The 19,482-nt window shown below is 33.3% G+C and carries 17 protein-coding genes and 1 tRNA gene; 9 read left to right on the top strand and 9 right to left on the bottom strand.

Going from position 1 to position 19,482, the window contains the following annotated elements; all coding sequences use genetic code 11:
* Positions 1 to 102: 102 nt before the first annotated feature.
* Positions 103 to 1,068, top strand: a complete 966-nt coding sequence (gene tsf / locus IMCC3317_RS16915; RefSeq protein WP_160130667.1) for a translation elongation factor Ts — start codon at positions 103 to 105, stop codon at positions 1,066 to 1,068.
* Between the two features lie 87 nt (positions 1,069 to 1,155).
* Here the strand turns inward: tsf and IMCC3317_RS16910 are convergent, their stop codons facing one another.
* Positions 1,156 to 1,686 carry a hypothetical protein gene (locus IMCC3317_RS16910; protein WP_160130666.1) on the bottom strand — a complete coding sequence of 177 codons (531 nt, stop codon included), beginning with the start codon at positions 1,684 to 1,686 and terminating at the stop codon, positions 1,156 to 1,158.
* Between the two features lie 273 nt (positions 1,687 to 1,959).
* On the opposite strand from IMCC3317_RS16910, the gene pyrH reads away from it, so the two are divergent.
* From pyrH to IMCC3317_RS16875, 7 genes are all read left to right on the top strand, one after another.
* Complete coding sequence (gene pyrH / locus IMCC3317_RS16905; RefSeq protein WP_160130665.1) at positions 1,960 to 2,667, top strand: UMP kinase; 708 nt, start codon at positions 1,960 to 1,962, stop codon at positions 2,665 to 2,667.
* A gap of 111 nt (positions 2,668 to 2,778) precedes the next feature.
* A complete protein-coding gene (gene frr, locus IMCC3317_RS16900; RefSeq protein WP_160130664.1) occupies positions 2,779 to 3,333 on the top strand; it encodes a ribosome recycling factor in 555 nt (184 codons plus the stop codon).
* 207 nt (positions 3,334 to 3,540) lie between these two features.
* Positions 3,541 to 6,063 carry a DUF5686 and carboxypeptidase-like regulatory domain-containing protein gene (locus tag IMCC3317_RS16895; protein WP_160130663.1) on the top strand — a complete coding sequence of 841 codons (2,523 nt, stop codon included), beginning with the start codon at positions 3,541 to 3,543 and terminating at the stop codon, positions 6,061 to 6,063.
* A gap of 48 nt (positions 6,064 to 6,111) precedes the next feature.
* Entirely contained in the window at positions 6,112 to 8,547 is a 2,436-nt protein-coding gene (locus tag IMCC3317_RS16890) for an efflux RND transporter permease subunit (protein WP_160130662.1), read from the top strand.
* 429 nt (positions 8,548 to 8,976) lie between these two features.
* Positions 8,977 to 10,419, top strand: a complete 1,443-nt coding sequence (gene asnS / locus IMCC3317_RS16885) for an asparagine--tRNA ligase (RefSeq protein ID WP_160130661.1) — start codon at positions 8,977 to 8,979, stop codon at positions 10,417 to 10,419.
* Positions 10,420 to 10,916: 497 nt separating this feature from the next.
* Positions 10,917 to 12,380 (top strand): RNA polymerase factor sigma-54, encoded by a 1,464-nt coding sequence (gene rpoN / locus IMCC3317_RS16880; RefSeq protein WP_160130660.1) that lies wholly within the window; start codon positions 10,917 to 10,919, stop codon positions 12,378 to 12,380.
* On the top strand, positions 12,381 to 12,986 hold the full coding sequence (locus IMCC3317_RS16875) for a hypothetical protein (protein WP_160130659.1): 606 nt from the start codon (positions 12,381 to 12,383) through the stop codon (positions 12,984 to 12,986).
* Here the strand turns inward: IMCC3317_RS16875 and IMCC3317_RS16870 are convergent.
* The 8 genes from IMCC3317_RS16870 to IMCC3317_RS16835 form a co-directional block, all read right to left on the bottom strand.
* The gene (locus IMCC3317_RS16870) at positions 12,981 to 13,676 is read right to left on the bottom strand and encodes a porin family protein (protein WP_160130658.1); all 696 of its coding nucleotides are present in this window, start codon (positions 13,674 to 13,676) and stop codon (positions 12,981 to 12,983) included. The two genes, IMCC3317_RS16875 and IMCC3317_RS16870, sit on opposite strands and share 6 nt — an antisense overlap.
* A 140-nt stretch (positions 13,677 to 13,816) precedes the next feature.
* Entirely contained in the window at positions 13,817 to 14,308 is a 492-nt protein-coding gene (locus IMCC3317_RS16865; RefSeq protein ID WP_160130657.1) for an ExbD/TolR family protein, read from the bottom strand.
* A gap of 13 nt (positions 14,309 to 14,321) precedes the next feature.
* Positions 14,322 to 14,945, bottom strand: a complete 624-nt coding sequence (locus IMCC3317_RS16860; protein WP_160130656.1) for an ExbD/TolR family protein — start codon at positions 14,943 to 14,945, stop codon at positions 14,322 to 14,324.
* A gap of 2 nt (positions 14,946 to 14,947) precedes the next feature.
* The gene (locus IMCC3317_RS16855; protein WP_160130655.1) at positions 14,948 to 15,358 is read right to left on the bottom strand and encodes a hypothetical protein; all 411 of its coding nucleotides are present in this window, start codon (positions 15,356 to 15,358) and stop codon (positions 14,948 to 14,950) included.
* A 33-nt stretch (positions 15,359 to 15,391) separates the two neighbouring features.
* Entirely contained in the window at positions 15,392 to 16,120 is a 729-nt protein-coding gene (locus tag IMCC3317_RS16850; protein ID WP_160130654.1) for a MotA/TolQ/ExbB proton channel family protein, read from the bottom strand.
* A gap of 76 nt (positions 16,121 to 16,196) precedes the next feature.
* Positions 16,197 to 16,284, bottom strand: a tRNA-Ser gene (locus IMCC3317_RS16845).
* Between the two features lie 57 nt (positions 16,285 to 16,341).
* Complete coding sequence (locus IMCC3317_RS16840) at positions 16,342 to 17,370, bottom strand: asparaginase (RefSeq protein ID WP_160130653.1); 1,029 nt, start codon at positions 17,368 to 17,370, stop codon at positions 16,342 to 16,344.
* A gap of 416 nt (positions 17,371 to 17,786) precedes the next feature.
* Positions 17,787 to 18,554 (bottom strand): TatD family hydrolase, encoded by a 768-nt coding sequence (locus tag IMCC3317_RS16835; RefSeq protein ID WP_160130652.1) that lies wholly within the window; start codon positions 18,552 to 18,554, stop codon positions 17,787 to 17,789.
* 177 nt (positions 18,555 to 18,731) lie between these two features.
* On the opposite strand from IMCC3317_RS16835, the gene IMCC3317_RS16830 reads away from it, so the two are divergent.
* Positions 18,732 to 19,172, top strand: a complete 441-nt coding sequence (locus IMCC3317_RS16830) for a retropepsin-like aspartic protease (protein WP_160130651.1) — start codon at positions 18,732 to 18,734, stop codon at positions 19,170 to 19,172.
* Positions 19,173 to 19,482 lie beyond the last annotated feature (310 nt).

Here is a 19,482-nt window from a genome sequence, read left to right as displayed (position 1 = left end):
TTATTTAACGTTGATACGTTAATTCAATAAAAAGAAATAAGCGGTTTTACTGTTGATTTTGAAAATACTGAATTAGCGTATGAACATTAAAACAAACATAAAATGGCAAAAATTACAGCCGCAGAAGTAGGTAAATTAAGAAAAACTACAGGTGCAGGAATGATGGACTGCAAAAAGGCATTAGTAGAAGCTGAAGGTGATTTCGATAAAGCAATTGACATTCTTCGTAAGAAAGGTCAAAAAGTTGCTGCTAAAAGAGCAGATCGTGAATCAAGTGAAGGTGTTGCTGTTGCAAAAGTAAATGCAGACAATACTACAGGTGTTGCAATTGTTGTAGGATGTGAAACTGATTTCGTTGGTAAAAACGATAGTTTTGTTGCCTTAGGAAAAGAATTAGCAGACTTAGCTATTGAGCATAATACAAAAGAAGAATTTTTAGCTGCTGATTTCGGTGGAATGACTGTTGCTGAAAAATTAATTGAGCAAACTGGTGTTATTGGTGAGAAAATTGAGATAAATGCTTTTGAAAAAATCGAAGCTGCTTATGTTGGATCATATGTACACATCAATAAAATTGCTGCTGTTGTAGGATTTTCTGCAAAAGTTGATAACATTGAAGCCTTAGCTAAAGATGTTGCTATGCAAGTTGCTTCTATGGGAGCAACTACATTATCTTACAAAGATTTCGATCCTGCTTTTGTTGCATCTGAAACAGAAGCGAGAATTGCTGCAATTGAAAAAGATAACGAAGAATTAGTACGTTTAGGGAAAACATTGAAAAATGTTCCTCAATATATCTCTATGTCTCAGTTAAGCGACGAAGTTTTAGCAAAAGCAGAAGCGGATGCAAAAGCGGAATTAGCTGCTGAAGGAAAACCAGAGAAAATTTGGGATCGTATCTTACCAGGTAAAATGGAAAGATTTATTTCAGATAACACTACGTTAGATCAAGAGCAATGTTTATTAGACCAAAACTTTATCAAAGATGAAAAGTCTACGGTTGCTAAATATGTTGCTTCTTACGGAGACGTTGCTGTAACAGGTTTCAAACGTGTATCTTTAGGATAAACAAATTTACTCTTCGGAGTTATAAGTATATAAAAAGGCTTGTCAATTTGACGAGCCTTTTTTGTGTTTTTAATATACAAGCAGCAATTAATTCGGCGTTACTTCTGGAGCTTTTTTACTAATCCTCATTACACAAACAGAATTATTACCACCTTCACATTTGCAAGAAGTAGTGATTGCTCCGTTATTAGGATTATAGGTTCCGCTTGGATAGCAGCAATTGCCACCTGAGCATGAAATGTATATATCGTCTTGATTTGTAGATTTGGAAATTTCAGTGTCTTGCTCAAACTTAATCACGGTATCTTTCTCAAATTTGAAATCTGTAATACCGCGCACAAATAATATAGCAAATTCAAAACCTTCTAACTCATAATGTATCGTTGCAACAATCGATTGATCTGTTGCCTTTTCATATACGATATCAATAATAGTTCCTTTTTGATTCGTAATTCTATCATTTAATTCTTCAACTGAATTTGCAATCGAAACTTTATCTGGAGATAATAAAGAAAAGTTAAGAGGCTGAAGTGTATCATTTGTTAGATTTTCCGTATCATTACTACAAGCAACAAAAAATATTGTAGTAAAAATTAATAATAGATGTAATTTTCTCATAATTAAAGCTTTTGGATTTATAAACATATAAAATATCTTACTTTTGTAAGTGTATTACAACTAAAGTAAATCATAATTTTTACATATAATTACGGTAATCCGCAAAAGGCTGTATAATTGTATAAAAAAGGCATGCTTGTTCTTTTTAATCTTTTCGAGTGATTCTTCCCTTTTTATTGTGAATGATTATTTGTGATTAATCATACTTACAACTAAAAACATTTTTGTACACTTCATTATTTGCTATATTTGCAAAACTCATCACAACAAACAATGCAATACAAAAGAATTTTACTCAAATTATCAGGCGAAGCGCTCATGGGTGATAGACAATATGGAATTGATCCAAAACGTTTAGCCATATACGCGAAAGAAATTAAAGAAGTAGTCGAGCTAGGAATCGAAGTTGCCATTGTTATCGGTGGTGGAAATATTTTTAGAGGTGTTGCTGGTGCCAGTAATGGCATGGACAGAGTACAAGGAGATCACATGGGAATGCTCGCAACTGTTATTAACGGTTTGGCATTACAAAGTGCGTTGGAAGACGCAGATGTACATACACGCTTGTTAACAGCTTTAGAAATTAAAGAAGTAGCTGAACCTTATATTAAACGAAAAGCGATTCGTCATTTAGAAAAAGGACGTGTTGTTATTTTTGGTGCAGGAACTGGGAATCCATATTTTACTACGGATTCTGCCGCTGTATTACGTGCTATTGAAGTGCATGCAGATGTAATTTTGAAAGGAACTCGTGTAGATGGAATTTACGATAAAGATCCTGAAAAGAACACGGAAGCTGTAAAGTTTGATTATATTTCTTTTGATGAAGTTTTAAAGCAAGGATTAAAAGTGATGGACACAACTGCTTTTACGCTGAGTCAAGAAAATGAATTGCCAATTATTGTGTTTGATATGAATACACGTGGAAATTTACTCAAAGTAGTTTTAGGAGAAAATATTGGGACTAAAGTCAACTTATAATATAAAATTTGGCTTGATTTTTGATTTTATTCGAACAATAACAAAAAAATATTTTAAATTAGTAATGATTTAGAAAGTAGTAAATCGCTTTCATTAATAATTTTAAACAGTATGAACGAAGACATTAAATTTATCATAGACACCACAAAAGAATCAATGGATCATGCTATTGCACACTTATCAAAGCAATTATTGGGTATTAGAGCAGGAAAAGCTTCTCCTGCAATGCTTTCTAATGTTATGGTCGATTATTATGGTTCACAAACTCCATTATCGCAAGTTGCAAACGTAAATAGTACCGATGCACGTACAATTACCATTCAACCTTGGGAAAAAAGTATGATTCAAGAAATTGAAAGAGGAATTATGTTAGCAAATCTTGGATTTAATCCTATGAATAATGGGGAATCGGTAATTATCAACGTGCCAGCATTAACTGAAGAACGTCGTAGAGATTTAGCAAAACAGTCTAAAGGTGAAGGTGAAGATGCCAAAGTTGGAATCAGAAATGCTAGACAAGAAGCAAATAGAGAAATCAAAAAGTTAGATGTTTCTGATGATGCAAAGAAAAATGCAGAAATCGATGTACAAGTATTAACAGATAGCTACACTCAAAAGATAGATGACGTTTTAGTCATTAAAGAAAGAGAAATTATGACGGTTTAAAAAACGTTAAACTTATAATAAACTAAGAATATAGCGGCCAGTGGTCGCTTTATTTTTTGTAACATTATGCTATATTATTCGTTATACAAATAGCTCCGTGCAAATACAGTGTAAAAAACAATGTAATCAACGGAAGTAATTATCGACGAAGATTAAAAGACACATCAGGAATCATTCCATCTGATCTCTGAAAACATACCATAACAGATGAAAAAATCAGTATTGATTTTTATTTTACTACTCACTTCAATTGCTGCATTTGCGCAACAAAAAATTTCGGGAGTTGTAACCGATAAACAATCCAAAGAATCATTACCATTTGCTAACATTTATATTTCTCCAACCAAAGGCACAATTACAGATGCGGAAGGAAAGTTTACCATATATTTAAAAAGCGAAATCACATCTATTCGCATTTCATACATCGGTTACAAAACAGTAACTATTCCTATAGAAAAAAATACAACCTATTTTAAAATACAATTAGAACTTTCTCAAGAATCATTAGATGCCGTTGTTTTATACAACAAGGAAAATCCTGCATTGCAAATTATACGCGATGCTATTGATCGTAAAAAAGAAAACGATCCTGAACGCAAGCTAAATTCGTTCAAACTAAATTCATACAACAAACTTTTAGTTACTGCAAATCCAGATTCTATCAATGGACAGCTCGATTCTATCTTCACAAAAAAAGATGGAAAATTAGTCTTTAAAGAAATAGATTCATCCAATTACAGTTTCAAAAAAGACATGATGCGAAGCCACATTTACTTGACGGAAAAAGTCAGTGAAGTTTCATATAGTTCTTCCAAAGGAAAGCGCGAAAAAGTTTTGGCAACACGCATGGCAGGTTTTAAAGAACCGATTTACGAAATACTTGGCATCAAAATTCAGTCGTTCTCTTTTTACCAAAATCAATACGAACTTTTTGGAACTTCATATGCAAGTCCATTAGCAAATAATGCTTTATCAAAATACAATTATAAAATACTTGATACCGTAATCAATAGTGGGCGCGAATCGTACATGATTTATTACAATCCAAAAAAGAAAGGAAAAACTTCTGGCTTGGAAGGTATTCTTTATATTGATAGAGAATCATACGCATTGCAAAAAGGAATTGCCGAAATAAAAGGTGTGATTGACATCAAAGCTGTCCAAAACTTTGACTATAATAAAACATTTGAAGTTTGGTTTCCAACAGATAAAGAAATTCAAATTCAAAAAGGAAAAACGGACGATTCTGTATCGCTCTTTGGCGCAACCGTAAATGTACAGCGTGAAAAGCCACAAGACAGCACAACAACAGTTCGAAGCAATGAACAAAAAGTAAGCGATTTTATTTTCTTAAGTTCAAAAACACAAAATTTTGATTTATCTATTAACGAACCTGTAAAAATTAGAGGTCGCGGATTGGCAATTGAAATTGATGAAAAAGCACACAACAGAGACGAAATGTATTGGAATCAATTTCGTACGGATAGCATCACGCAACGCGGAAAAGAAACCTATGTTGTCCTTGATAGTGTTGTTGCAAAAGATGGTGTAGAAAAAGATATTTACTTAGCTCGTAAATTACTTCGCGGATATTATCCAACAAAATATATCGATTTAGATTTACGCTATTTATTAAAATATAACAATTACGAAGCGTTCCGATTAGGACTTGGTGGCGTTACAAGCGCAAACTTTTCTACCAAATATAAATTAAATGGTTACGGAGTTTATGGAACACGTGATAAAGATTTTAAATTTGGTTTTGGCGGCGCAGCACGATTAGACAAACGTACGGAAACTTGGTTTGGTATGTCGTATACCGATGATTTGGTAGAAACTGGAAGTTCCCGATTTATCACAGATAGACGTGCTTTTTCATTGTTCGAACCGCGATTATTCAATATTGATTTATTTTATGAAACCAAACGCTTAACGGTAAACTTAGAACATCAAATTACAGCAAAAATGCAAGCAAATTTGATGCTTTCAAAAAGTAATATAGCATCTACTTACGATTATGGTTTTGTGAATAATGGCGACGTTTTCAGTGCGTATGATATTACAGAAGCAATCTTTTCGGTACAATGGAATCCATTTAGTGAATACATGCAAACGCGTCACGGACGTACGGAAATCAAAAGTGGTTTTCCACAATTTGCGTTTCAGGCAACACAAAGTATCAATACTTTTTTTGGTGGAGATTTTAATTTTACAAAGTTAGATTTGAGAATAGCGCATGAAATCAGCCCAATTGGCAAAGGCGTTACTTCATTTTTAGTAAAAGGTGGATTGGGTTTTGGCGATATTCCAATCTCACATTTATATCACACTTCACCAAATAATCCTAATAAAGACGAAGTATTACAACGTTTTTCAATTGCGGGAAGAAACAGTTTTGAAACGATGTATTTCAACGAATTTTTCTCTGACAAATTCGTCACACTTCAAGCAAAACATCAATTCAAACCATTTAAAATTACTGCAAAATTCCGTCCTGAATTGATCTTAATTTCCAGATTTGCCATTGGTGATGCAGAAAACATTGATCGTCACTTAGGACAACAATTCAGTTCCTTAAAACATGGATATTCTGAATCTGGATTCGAAATCAATAAACTCTTCAAAGGATTTGGTTTAAGCTTTATGTATCGATACGGAGCTTACAGTTTGCCACAATTTGAAGATAACCTTTCCTTTAAATTCACCTTTTATTTTAATTTAGGTTTTTAAGCCTGACTTCATTGGTTTTTCTTAAATTTGCACTGCAAAAACGGAATAATGATTAAATGGATAAATACACAGTTTTGGGGAATTGTAGCTAGATTAATTCTTAGAAATAGAATTATAATTCTACTGCTAATCGCTGCCATGACTGTCTTTTTGGGTATGCAATGGAAAAACATGCGCTTTTCCTATACAGAAGCCAATCTGTTGCCAGACAATCATCCTGTTAATGTTGAATACATCAAATTTCTTAATATTTTTGGGGAAGAAGGAAACCTAATCATTCTTGCTGTAAAAGACAGTGCTGTATTTACACCTGAAAATTTTAATGCCTGGAATCGACTTAGCAAACAGTTCAACGCTAAACCTGAAGTTGCTTCAGTAATCTCTACCGAAAATCTAAAAAAACTTATTAAAGACGAAGAAAATCAACGTTTTGATTTAGAAAATTTAGTCACAGGCGAAGTCGCAACGCAAGCAGAAGTTGACGAAATTAAAAACGAACTCTTCAAAAATTTACCGTTTTATAAAAGTCTATTATTCAATGACGAAGGAACTATCCGAACGGCGGTTTATCTTGACAAAGAAATTGTAAATACTATTGTTCGGAAAGATTTTATCTATGATGAAGTCCTTCCAATAATTGCTGCATTTGAAAAAGAAACAGGACTTGATTTGCGCGTTTCTGGAATGCCATATATCCGAACTTTAAATTCGCAAAACATTGTAGACGAGATCAGTTTGTTTATTGGCGCGGCTTTATTCATTACGAGTCTCATATTTTTCTTTTTCTTTCGCTCGTTTCGCGCCACATTTATTTCAATGGTTGTCGTGATTATTGGTGTTATGTGGGCTTTTGGAATTTTAGGATTATTGCATTACGAAATCACCGTATTAACGGCATTAATTCCTCCGTTAATTATTGTTATTGGAATTCCGAACTGCATATTTTTCATCAACAAATATCAACAAGAAATAAAAAAACACGGAAATCAAGCCAAGTCGTTACAACGTGTAATTTCGAAAATCGGAAATGCAACGCTCATGACAAATGTGACAACTGCGGCTGGTTTTGCAACGTTTATCATTACAAAAAGCAAACTTCTAAAAGAATTTGGTATTGTAGCTTCTATCAATATCATTGCCATATTTATACTGTCGCTATTAATCATTCCGATTATTTATAGTTACATGTCGTTGCCGAAAGAAAAACACTTAAATCATCTAAACAAACGTTGGATTGGTGGTTTTGTGAATTGGATGGAACAAACGGTGCGAAATCACAGAAAAGGAGTTTACATTGCTTCTGCAAGTTTGTTAATATTGAGTATTATCGGAATCTGTCAAATTCGTATTTCAGGAAGTTTGATTGAAGATATGCCACAACGCGCCGATTTTTTTCAGGACATTCGTTTCTTTGAAGAAGAATTTGACGGCATTATGCCACTAGAAATATTGGTGGATACCAAACGTAAAAATGGTGTCCTAAAACTTCCGACGCTCAAACGTATGGATCAGCTTGAGCAACTCATTGTAGATACGCCTGAGTTGTCGCAACCAATGTCTATTGTAAGTTTGGCAAAATATTCGCGTCAAGCTTATTTTGGCGGACTTCCTAAAAATTATACATTGCCAGCTTCTAATGAAAACGCTATCATTTCTACGTATGTGGCAAAATCGAAATCTGATGTTAATCTGCTTACAAGTTTTGTAGATTCTACCGGAAGGTATGCGCGCATTACCACGTTTATGAAAGATATTGGAACGGATAAAATGGAGCGGATTGAACAAGAATTACGAACTAAAATAGATAGCACATTCAAAGATAAATACGACGTTACTTTGACAGGAAAAGCATTGGTTTTCTTGAAAGGAACTAAATATTTGGTTGATAACTTAATCATGTCGTTATCGCTTGCCATCTTTTTAATTTCGTTGTTTATGGCGTATTTATTTCGTTCATTCCGAATGATTTTAATTTCGTTAGTTCCAAACTTATTACCATTACTTATTACTGCAGGAATGATGGGTTTTTTGGGCGTTCCTATTAAACCATCTACCATTTTAGTATTTAGTATTGCTTTTGGAATTTCTGTGGATGACACGATCCATTTCTTAGCAAAATACCGACAAGAATTACAGAGTAATAACTGGAAAATTCGAAAATCAGTCTATGCAGCTTTGCGTGAAACTGGTGTCAGCATGTTTTATACATCTATTGTATTATTCTTCGGATTCTCGGTATTTATGATTTCTAGTTTTGGTGGAACTGTCGCTTTGGGCGGATTGGTTTCTGCAACATTACTCTTTGCGATGTTGGCAAACTTATTATTATTACCTTCCTTATTGCTTTCGCTAGAAAGAAGCATTGCAAACAAACGTGTATTAAAAGAACCAAACTTTAGAATCTTTCCTGAGAAGAAGAAAAAGGAGAAAAAATCACTTTTCGGATTAAAGAAGAATGTAGACGCATCGCAAGAAGAAGAATGAATTGATACAAAAAAATAAAGCCTGAAGCTGTTGTTACAGCATTCAGACTCTATTAGGTTCCCCCAAACCTACCTTAATTTCCTTATCGTTAAAGATAAATTAAGATTGCAATTGATTAATAGCCATGACAAATATATGTCTTGTTTGAGCGTTCAGACAAGGGGAAAAATCCCCTTTTTATCGGGTAATACCCTTTTATTTCTAAGTATTTATACGCTTTAGCAAATTCTCACAGCAAAAAAACACACGTTACTTACAAAATGTGCGCTCAATTTTATTCCATAACCATTCATCTGTTTATTTTATACTTATTAATTCTGTCAGATTGAATTCTCTAATAACCATTTAAGTTAGCATCAAAAAATTGTGGTGGCTCATTTCATAAGTTTTCACTAATAAGCTATATTTGTCGCCTAAATTATTACAGAGATGAAATCATACACAGTCGCTGAATTATTAAATTCAGAAACGCTAGTACAAGAAATTATTGTAAAAGGTTGGGTGCGAACTTTTAGAGCAAATCGTTTTATTGCTTTAAATGATGGTTCTACCATTAATAATATTCAATGTGTTGTTGATTTTGAAAATACAAACGAGGATACTTTACAACGTATTGGTACAGGCGCTGCGGTTTCTATTAAAGGAGAATTGATTGAAAGTCAAGGAAAAGGTCAAAAGGTAGAAGTTAAGGTAACTGACATTACTATTTTGGGAGATGCAGATCCAGAAGAAGTATCAAAAACAGTTTTACAGCCTAAAAAACACAGTTTGGAGTTTTTGCGTGAGCAAGCACATTTACGCACACGTACAAATACATTTAGCGCGGTAATGCGTTTGCGTTCATCATTATCTTTTGCAGTTCATAAATATTTTAACGAGAACGGATTTTATAATATGCATACGCCACTCATTACTGGAAGTGATGCAGAAGGTGCTGGAGAAATGTTTAGAGTTACGACGTTAGATCCTAAAAATCCGCCATTGGATGAAGAAGGAAACGTTGATTATTCGCAAGATTTCTTTGGAAAGGAAACCAACTTAACGGTTTCTGGACAGTTAGAAGCAGAAACCTACGCAATGTCGTTAGGAAAAGTGTATACATTTGGACCAACGTTTAGAGCAGAAAACTCGAACACATCTCGTCATTTGGCAGAATTTTGGATGATTGAGCCAGAAGTTGCGTTTATGGATTTAAGCGGAAACATGGACTTAGCAGAAGATTTTATGAAATCTGTGTTGAGTTATATATTAGAACACAATCCGGACGATTTAAAGTTTTTAGAAGATCGTTTGATTCAAGAAGACAAGTCAAAACCACAAGCCGAACGGAGCGAAATGACCTTGACAGAGAAATTACGTTTTGTGGTTGACAACAACTTCAAACGTGTAAGTTATACGGAAGCAATTGATATTTTACGTGATTCGAAACCAAATAAGAAGAAGAAATTCAAATATTTAATCAACGAATGGGGATCAGATTTACAAAGTGAACACGAACGTTTCTTGGTAGAAAAGCATTTTAAATGTCCTGTAATTTTATTTGATTATCCAGCAAACATTAAAGCGTTTTACATGCGTTTGAACGAAGACGAAAAAACTGTGCGCGCGATGGATGTTTTATTTCCAGGAATTGGAGAAATTATTGGTGGAGCGCAACGTGAAGAACGTTTAGATATATTGAAAAAGAAAATGGCTACTTTAGATATTTCAGAAGAAGAACTTTGGTGGTATTTAGAACTTCGTAAATACGGAACTGCTGTGCATTCTGGTTTCGGTTTAGGTTTTGAACGTTTGGTTATGTTTGCAACAGGAATGAGTAATATTAAAGATGTAATTCCTTATCCTAGAACACCGAAAAACGCAGCGTTTTAAATTTATTTTAGTACACTACATCTTAAAGCAGACTTCATTTATGAACGTCTGCTTTTTTTATGGAATGCGTAATGCCAAATTAACTTTAAAATGACCGATGAAATTCATTTCTATTTCATCCAAAAAAAAATATAATTCAAATTTTGTACAATTCATTTTAAAATTCATTTGTTGTTAAAGTGAATTTTCTGCTGTTATATTTTCTAACTACGGGAAAAAGTACGACCTACTCTGCAAATGCATCACTAATTTTTCCATTACAGCTTCTAATAACATGGTAGGTTTTTTATATTTGTGTGTTATTAAAATCTATCTGTAAAAAAAACATAGTATCTTTAATGACTATGGTATTGTTTTTGATTCAATGCCAAACAAAATCACCAACGAGGTTACTCTATATTTGAATTACAAAAGCGGTTTTACAAGAAAACTTTAGTTTTTGAGACCAAAACAAATGACCGTAAAATGGCAGATTTTGAAGAAACCAACCAAATTATATGCTTAAACAACAATTAAATTTTAGGTTATCTCAAAAATTATCTCCACAACAAATTCAGTTGATGAAGTTAATTCAATTGCCTACACAAGCTTTTGAACAACGTCTGTCACAAGAGTTGGAGGAAAATCCTGCGTTGGATACTGGAAAAGAATTAGAAGAAGATTATGATGCTGATTTGTCAAATGAATATGACGACGATTATGGAACTGAAAACGAAACGATTGCAGCAGATGATATTAATGTAGATGATTATTTGAGTGATGATGAAGTTCCGAGTTACCGTTTGCAAGCAAATAATTATAGCGCCGATGATGATGAAAAAAGTGTTCCGTATGCTTCTGGAACGTCGTTTGGTCAGCATTTAAAAACCCAATTGAATACGTTTCGACTTTCTGAGGAAGATCGGGAAATTGCCGAATTTTTAATTGGAAGTGTAGACGAAAGCGGCTATATCCGTAGACCTTTGGAAGATATTGTAGATGATTTAGCGTTTACACAAAATATTTCCACAACGGACGAAAACGTAGCGAAAATTTTGAATATTGTCCATGATTTGGATCCTGCTGGCGTTGGCGCACGAAATTTACAAGAATGTTTATTGATTCAATTGCGCAGGAAAGAACCAACTGCTTCTATTGAACTTGCTATTAATATTTTAGATAAGTCATTTGAGCATTTTACCAAAAAACATTACAAGAAACTTTTGCAAAAGTTTGATATTACTGAAGTTGAATTGCGCGATGGAATTTTAGAAATAGAACGTTTGAATCCGAAACCTGGCGGATCGTACGCTGGAAATACAAAAATGATTGAGCATATTGTTCCTGACTTTGCCATTCGTATTGTGGAAGGCATGTTGGAGCTGACTTTGAATGGCAGAAATGCGCCTGAATTACATGTTTCTAGAGATTATAATGAGATGCTAAAAGGCTATAAAGATACGCGTGAGAAAACGAAATCGCAGAAAGATGCCGTGATGTTCATTAAACAGAAGTTGGATGCTGCTAAATGGTTTATTGACGCGATTAAGCAACGACAACAGACGCTTTTAGTTACCATGAATGCCATTCTTCATTATCAAGAAGAATATTTCCTTACAGGCGATGAACGCAAGTTGAAACCGATGATTTTGAAAGATATCGCAGATTTGATTCATATGGACGTTTCTACAGTGTCGCGTGTTGCCAATAGTAAATATGTGGATACGCCTTACGGAACGAAATTGATTAAGGAATTTTTCTCTGAATCCATGAAAAATGAACAAGGAGAAGATGTTTCTACACGAGAAATTAAAAAGATTTTAGAAACAGTTATTGAAGAAGAAAGCAAGAAAAAACCATTAACCGATGAAAAGTTAGCAACTATTTTAAAGGAAAAAGGATATCCTATTGCACGTAGAACTGTTGCCAAATATAGAGAACAACTCGATATTCCTGTGGCACGATTACGCAAGAAAATATAAATGCGTACTTTTTTCAAGGTAATATCATACCTCTTCCACCCTATTTTTATTCCAGCAATGGCAACAATTGGCTATTTTTTAGTCACGCCACGATTGTACGAACCTAATTTTAAAATTGACGTTATTATCACGACTTCAATTTTCACCATTTTTATTCCAATACTACTTTTTATTTTGTTGAAACGATTTAAAATGATCGATTCTATTTTTGTGAAAGATGTAAAACAACGTAGAATTCCGCTTTATGTGTATATTTTAGTGTTGTTTCTGATTGTCACCAAAGTGATTACGAAATCTATTTTTGCAGAATTGTATGATTTCTTTTTGGCAACATTAATCGCTACGATTGCTTGCCTTATTTTAGTTTTATTTCGCGTAAAAGCAAGTATGCATATGATGGGAATTTCTGGATTGGTAATGTTTTTAATCGTTTTGAGTATTGCGTATCAAATCAACATTACTTTTGCTTTGAGCATTCTTATTTTAATGATTGGACTTGTAGGAACTTCTCGCTTATTCTTGAAAGCACATACGTTTGTAGAATTAATTATTGGCTTTTTTATTGGCTGGATTCCGCAATTATTGGTATTGTATGATTGGTTATAAGATGTAAAACATTAAGCCAACTTTAATTGTATTCATATCAAACTGTTCACCGCTAACAGTCATTGTGTTATTCTTAAACATTGAATTTAAACCGTAATAGACATGAAAATTCCATGTATTATAACCTGCGCTTAGTGTGAGCCCATACTGAAGTCGATTCAAATCATCATTTTGAAATCTAATCCTTTCGGTATCACCTACAAATTTTGAAATTCCAGAAAAGATATATCCAACTTTGAATCCTCCATAAATGCGCCAAAATTTATAATCAGAAGCTGTAGAAGTTCGCCAACGATATTCTATGGGAAGCTCTACAACATGCGTTCGGTATTTGTTTCGCTTGAAACTTTCGTCGTTATCAATAGCTTCATACGTAATTCCAATGTCAGTTTTCGTAGCTTTTAAGTTGTGAAAGTATGAATTATAGGAATAACCTAAACCAATTCCGATTGCCTTGTTACGCTTCTTATTGATAGGAAAATCACGAATAACACCTAAATGTATTCCGTTGGATAAATTGTTTTGAGAAATTCCACTCGGACGATTTTGAAGAATATTATAGGTAATTCCGATGTAAAACTGATCTTCTCTGTAATTTTCATCAGCAATGGTGTCACGAACTTGTTCTTGAGCAATCACGTAATTTAATCCAAAAAAGAATACTAATATTCCTATGACAATGTGTTTCATGCTGTTTCTTGTATTATACCAAATAAACTTCAAAATGATTGATTCAGAATTTGTTTTTTGCACAATTATATCAACAAGATAATACAAAAAAAGCACTCTAGAAAGAGTGCTTTTTTGAATATAAAATTTAAAATTTTCTATTACTTTAAATTATCACTAAACTTCCCTTTTTTGGTAGTATAGTTAATCTTTAAAGCATTTATTTCACGAAGTTGTTGTTTAATATCAGAGACTAAACCCATATTCGTTTCACCATCTACTTTTAAAGCAGTGATGGCAATATTTTGAAATTGCTGTCCAAGCTTTGGATTGTTATTGATTTCGTTGAACCAATAATCCTTGATTTCAGAAACATCAGCAAATTTATCATTTAACTGAATTTTTGCTTGTGTTCCTACTTCAGCTTGGTATCTCTCACTTGGCTTTCCCGCATAAATGTAGATTACTTTATCCTCTTTGTTTAATATCTGAACTTGATCAGCACGAGGGAAATCTTGTCTTACTTTGTAATCATCTTTCTTAAACGTTGTTACCGTCATGAAGAAAAATAATAACATAAAAACAATATCTGGCAAAGCTGCTGTAGATACTGGTGGTAACTCACCACTTTTTTTCTTTTTAAATTTAGACATAGTAGCTACAGTTTTAATTATTAGTTTCTGCTTCAGATATCTTCTGAGGATACATTTCCTTAATCCTTTCTATTTTCTTATTTAATTCTATCTTTTCAGGAGAATTATCTTTTAGTTTTGGATCACTGAACAATGAATCTAAAGTGGTAAACTTTTTACCATAAATTTTCATGGATTCTCTGTTTCTTAAGAAATTGTAAGCACCTACAAGCTCATTTTGTACAGAAATAAATGTTTTATATTCTGTTTCTCTGTCATTTTTAACTGAGATAATAGCTTTGTTAGGATGATCTGACGAATCATCTTTTCTTTCTCCTTTGCAGTAATTACATGGCTCACCGTTTTCGTTAGTTCCTCCACCGTTATCTAAGAATTTAATAGTTGCTTCACGCAAATCTTTTAATTCCATCGGCACTTCCTCAACCAAAAGATCATTGTTCTTGTTTACTTGAACAGTGAATAAATTCTTCTGCTTGATTATTGGAGGTATTACTCCTGGAGGTGGCATTGGCGGCAACTTTCTGTTGATACCAGCGTCTACTTCAAAAGTAGTTGTTACTAAGAAAAAGATAAGAAGTAGGAATGCAATATCTGCCATAGATCCTGCATTAACTTCTGGTATGTTTCTTCTTCCCATAATTATTTATTAAGTGATTTTTTGATTCCAAATCCAATCATTGCCAAAATAGCAATTGCTGCTAAAAGGTAGAACATGTAAATACCAGTTCCAACTAATTTAGACGTTTGTTCTGTTATTGTAATATCTCCGACTTCTAGCATGCTATCACCAGCCGCAACATAAGATAGTATTGCAACAATTGCAAATACTGCTAAAGAAATTGCAGATTTCTTTAATGCGTCTGGGTTTGTAGCTAAATTAGAGAGTCCGAAGAATACTGAGATTACAGCGGTAATTACTACTAAAATTTCTCCATAGATGATCATTCCACCACCTTGGTTCTTTTCGAGTAAAATTAACACATAGAATACGATTCCTACCAAGGCAAGAGCTGCAATCATAATTGTTAATATTGTTTTTAAAGCTTTCATATAAGTGATATATTATTATAAGATTTGACCGTATTATTTTTTGTAACGAACTAATAAATCTATTAAAGAAATAGATGAATCTTCCATATCGTTTACAATACTATCAATCTTAGCAATAATATAGTTATAGAAAATCTGAAGGATAATACCCACGATAAGACCAAATACGGTTGTTAATAAGGCTACCTGAATAGAACTCGCAATAAGGGAAGCATCTAATGATCCAACAGCCGCAATTTTATCAAAGGCTTGAATCATACCAATTACTGTTCCCATGAATCCTAACATCGGCGCAATTGCGATGAATAAAGAAATCCATGATACGTTTCTTTCTAATTGTCCCATTTGTACACCTCCGTAAGCAACAACAGCTTTTTCAGCATTGTCAACTCCTTCGTCCATACGATCTAATCCTTGATAGAAAATAGATGCAACAGGTCCTTTTGTGTTTCTTGCAACTTCTTTCGCTGCTTCAACACCACCAGTTGCTAATGCATTCTCAACATTAGATAATAATCGTTTGTTATTTGTGGAAGCCATATTCAAATAAATGATTCTTTCGATACATATTGCTAGTCCTATAATAAGACATAACAATACAATACCCATGAATCCTGGCCCCCCTTTTATAAAGTATTCTTTCAATACTTGGTGAAAACCTTGAGCTTCTGGTACAGCTTCAGTCGCAGTTTGTGCCGTTGCAACACCTACGTTTAAAATCGTTAACATGGCTACAGCCATAATAGAAAATCCTTTTTTCATTTCTTTTGAACTTAAATTTTGTTAGTTAATCGGGTTAAAGATATAAAAAATTTATAATTATTTACAATAAATTATGCAGAGAGGAAGGGATTCGAACCCTCGATACGGTTTTGCCGCATACACACTTTCCAGGCGTGCGCCTTCGACCACTCGGCCACCTCTCTTTATAGTTGAGCAAATAACAAAAAATATTTTAGTTTTTGAAATATATCTTAGTATATTTAAGACATTTCGCCTCTTATTTCTGTTTCAAACCTAATTTTGAACTCAGTTTTGTTGATTTTTCGCCCCAAAAGATACATTATTTTTGCAATAGCAGCTTCTGTTGTAATGTCCTTACCGCTTATAATCCCTAGGTTTTTTAGCGCAACACTGGTTTCATATTGTCCCATAATAACTTTACCACCGGAACACTGCGTAACATTCACAATAATTATACCTTTTTCCTTTATTTTTTGTAAAAATCCTAAAAACCACGCTTCAGTTGGTGCATTTCCTGCTCCATACGTCTCTAAAATAATTGCTTTTATGGTGTTTGAAACTAAAAAACCTTCCAAACTAGCTCGAGTTATTCCAGGAAATAGTTTAATTAATGCAATATTATTGTCAATTTCTTTGTAAACTTTTAATGCTTTTCCTTTTGTTGGACGCCATAAATTTTCTTTAAAAATTTTTAAATGCACACCAGATTCTGCCAATGGCGGATAATTTAAAGAGTTAAAAGCTTCAAAATGTTCTGCATTTATTTTTGTAGTTCGATTGGCTCGGTACAATTTGTATTCAAAATAGAGTCCAACTTCTGTTATTTGTGGATTTCCATGTTTATCTTGTAAAGAAGCAATCTGAATGGATGTGATTAAGTTTTCTTTTGCATCCGTACGCAAATCTCCAATTGGTAATTGTGAACCCGTAAATATGACTGGTTTTGCTAAATTTTCCAACATAAAACTCAATGCAGATGCCGAATAACTCATAGTGTCACTTCCGTGTAAAATAACAAAACCATCAAATTTATCGTAGTTTTCCTCAACAATAGTTGCCATTTGTATCCAATATTTCGGACTCATGTCTGAGGAATCGATAGGTTTTTCAAAGGTTACGGTTTCAATGTCACAATCTAAATGTGAAAGTTCAGGAATACGCTCTAAGAGTTTATCAAAATCAAAAGCACGCAAAGCTCCTGTTTCAAAATCTTTGATCATTCCAATGGTTCCACCAGTATATATGAGTAATATGTTGGGTTGTGTCATTTTGCTTGTTGCTTGTTGCTTGTTGCTTGTTGCTTGTTGCTTGTTGCTTGTTGCTTGTTGCTTGTTGCTTGTTGCTTGTTGCTTGTTGCTTGTTGCTTGTTGCTTGTTGCTTGTTGCTTGTTGCTTGTTGCTTGTTGCTTGTTGCTTGTTGCTTGTTGCTTGTTGCTTGTTGCTAAAAAAAACTTTTTAATTTAAAATTCATCAATTAGCATTGAAATTTTATCTTTTTTGTTGATTTGTTTTCACTCTCAACTCATAACTTATAACTTATAACCTTTGTTAATTTGTTGATTTGTTTTTCGATAATTCGTTTTCACTTTTAACTTTTGTTAATTTGTTTTTTGTTGATTTGTTTTTCGATAATTCGTTTTCACTTTTCACTTTTAACTCATCACTTTTAACTTTTATTCAAAGTTTTAAACGCCAAAAACAGCTTTTGAGTTTTCCGTGGTTACGCTAGCGATTTCTGTTTCTGGCAATTGATAGATTTCTGATACTTTTTCTAACACATTCATTACATAACTACTTTCATTGCGTTTTCCTCTGTATGGCGTTGGTGCTAAATAAGGTGAATCGGTTTCTAAGACGATATGTTCTAATGGAATTTCATTTAGGAATTTGTCTATTTTCCCGTTTTTAAACGTAACAACTCCGCCAATTCCTAGTTTCATATTGTATCCAATTGCTTTTTCAGCCTGTTCTTTTGTTCCTGTGAAACAGTGAAAGATTCCGAATAGCGACTCACTTTTTTCTTTTTCTAATACTTCAAAAACTTCATCAAACGCATCTCGGCAATGAATTACGATTGGTAATTTATATTTTTTTGCGAGTTGAATTTGGTATTGAAATGCTTCTTGTTGTTGCTTTAAGAATGTTTTATCCCAATATAAATCAATTCCGATTTCGCCAACTGCATAATATTTTCGTTCTAAAAGTAACGCTTCAACATGCGCTAATTCTTCTTTGTAATTTTCTTTTACATGCGTTGGATGCAATCCTGACATAAGAAATACTTCGTTTGGATAGTCCTTTTCAAGCTGAAACATTCTTTCCGTATATGTTGAATCAATTGCTGGAACAAAAAACCTACGAACGCCACTGTTTATAGCACGTTGCATCATTTCATTTCTATCTTCATCAAACGCTTCACTATATAAGTGTGTATGTGTATCTGTAATTGTCATGCTGTAAAAATAGTATTTCGACAGGAACTTTGTACTGCTTCTTTTTAAAAAGTATGACATTTGCTATCATTTTCGCATCACTTGTCACTTCTTGCATGACAATACAAACAGTAATTCCGTGTAGGCATGCATTTTGATTTGTATTTTAGCATAAATCCACCATAAGCAGTATCACACATGAAAAAGAGTTTACGAAAGTTTTTGTTAGACAAAGGTTATCAGCGCATCAAATTAAACAGAATTAATACAAATCATTACGAAGTAAAAGCAAAGATTAATGGTATTGAAGGAAGTTTTATTTTAGATACTGGCGCGTCTACTTCATGTGTTGGTTTTGAATCTATTGAAACTTTTAATTTGATTGCCAAAGATTCCAAGATTAAAGCTGCTGGCGCTGGTGCTATTAATATGGACACGCAGATTTCTAAAAGAAATAAAGTTTCTATTGGAAAATGGCAAAAAAAACGAATTGCGTTGGTTTTGTTCAATTTAGATCATGTAAATACAGCGTTAACACAACATGAAGCGGAACCTGTGCACGGAATTATTGGTGCAGATATTTTACGAAAAGGAAAAGCTGTGATCGATTATAATAAGAATTGTTTGTATTTGAAATAATCTTATTTTGGTATTTTAAAAATAATTTATTAAAAATGAATGCACTAATATCTTCTAAATTTTAACTCCAAAAAATCATGATAACTTCTTAAAGACTCCGCACTAATGCAGAGTTAGTTCAACTAGCAGCTTTTAATGTACATTTTTGGCTTTTAAAATATTTGATAAAAATTACTTCCTAGAGATTCCGTCTTGCGACGGAATTAGTTCAACTAACAGTTTTCAGTTCGCCTTTCAGGCTTCTTAACTTTGACTCCAAAAAAACATTGGAACTTCTTAGAGACTCCGTCCTACGACGGAGTTAGTTCAA

It is taken from the genome of Kordia antarctica, from assembly GCF_009901525.1.
GTDB lineage: Bacteria > Bacteroidota > Bacteroidia > Flavobacteriales > Flavobacteriaceae > Kordia > Kordia antarctica.
Note: the sequence above shows the minus strand (reverse complement) of the source record. Positions and strands in the feature narration are given on the sequence as shown.

Coding starts and splice junctions, on each gene's coding strand:
- IMCC3317_RS16850 (WP_160130654.1), bottom strand. CDS start 16,120: ATGAAAAAAGGATTTTCTATTATGGCTGTAGCCATGTTAACGATTTTA.
- IMCC3317_RS16840 (WP_160130653.1), bottom strand. CDS start 17,370: ATGACACAACCCAACATATTACTCATATATACTGGTGGAACCATTGGA.
- IMCC3317_RS16830 (WP_160130651.1), top strand. CDS start 18,732: ATGAAAAAGAGTTTACGAAAGTTTTTGTTAGACAAAGGTTATCAGCGC.
- IMCC3317_RS16875 (WP_160130659.1), top strand. CDS start 12,381: ATGCGTACTTTTTTCAAGGTAATATCATACCTCTTCCACCCTATTTTT.
- IMCC3317_RS16835 (WP_160130652.1), bottom strand. CDS start 18,554: ATGACAATTACAGATACACATACACACTTATATAGTGAAGCGTTTGAT.
- tsf (WP_160130667.1), top strand. CDS start 103: ATGGCAAAAATTACAGCCGCAGAAGTAGGTAAATTAAGAAAAACTACA.
- IMCC3317_RS16870 (WP_160130658.1), bottom strand. CDS start 13,676: ATGAAACACATTGTCATAGGAATATTAGTATTCTTTTTTGGATTAAAT.
- IMCC3317_RS16855 (WP_160130655.1), bottom strand. CDS start 15,358: ATGAAAGCTTTAAAAACAATATTAACAATTATGATTGCAGCTCTTGCC.
- IMCC3317_RS16860 (WP_160130656.1), bottom strand. CDS start 14,945: ATGGGAAGAAGAAACATACCAGAAGTTAATGCAGGATCTATGGCAGAT.
- IMCC3317_RS16895 (WP_160130663.1), top strand. CDS start 3,541: ATGAAAAAATCAGTATTGATTTTTATTTTACTACTCACTTCAATTGCT.
- IMCC3317_RS16910 (WP_160130666.1), bottom strand. CDS start 1,686: ATGAGAAAATTACATCTATTATTAATTTTTACTACAATATTTTTTGTT.
- IMCC3317_RS16890 (WP_160130662.1), top strand. CDS start 6,112: ATGATTAAATGGATAAATACACAGTTTTGGGGAATTGTAGCTAGATTA.
- frr (WP_160130664.1), top strand. CDS start 2,779: ATGAACGAAGACATTAAATTTATCATAGACACCACAAAAGAATCAATG.
- asnS (WP_160130661.1), top strand. CDS start 8,977: ATGAAATCATACACAGTCGCTGAATTATTAAATTCAGAAACGCTAGTA.
- pyrH (WP_160130665.1), top strand. CDS start 1,960: ATGCAATACAAAAGAATTTTACTCAAATTATCAGGCGAAGCGCTCATG.
- IMCC3317_RS16865 (WP_160130657.1), bottom strand. CDS start 14,308: ATGTCTAAATTTAAAAAGAAAAAAAGTGGTGAGTTACCACCAGTATCT.
- rpoN (WP_160130660.1), top strand. CDS start 10,917: ATGCTTAAACAACAATTAAATTTTAGGTTATCTCAAAAATTATCTCCA.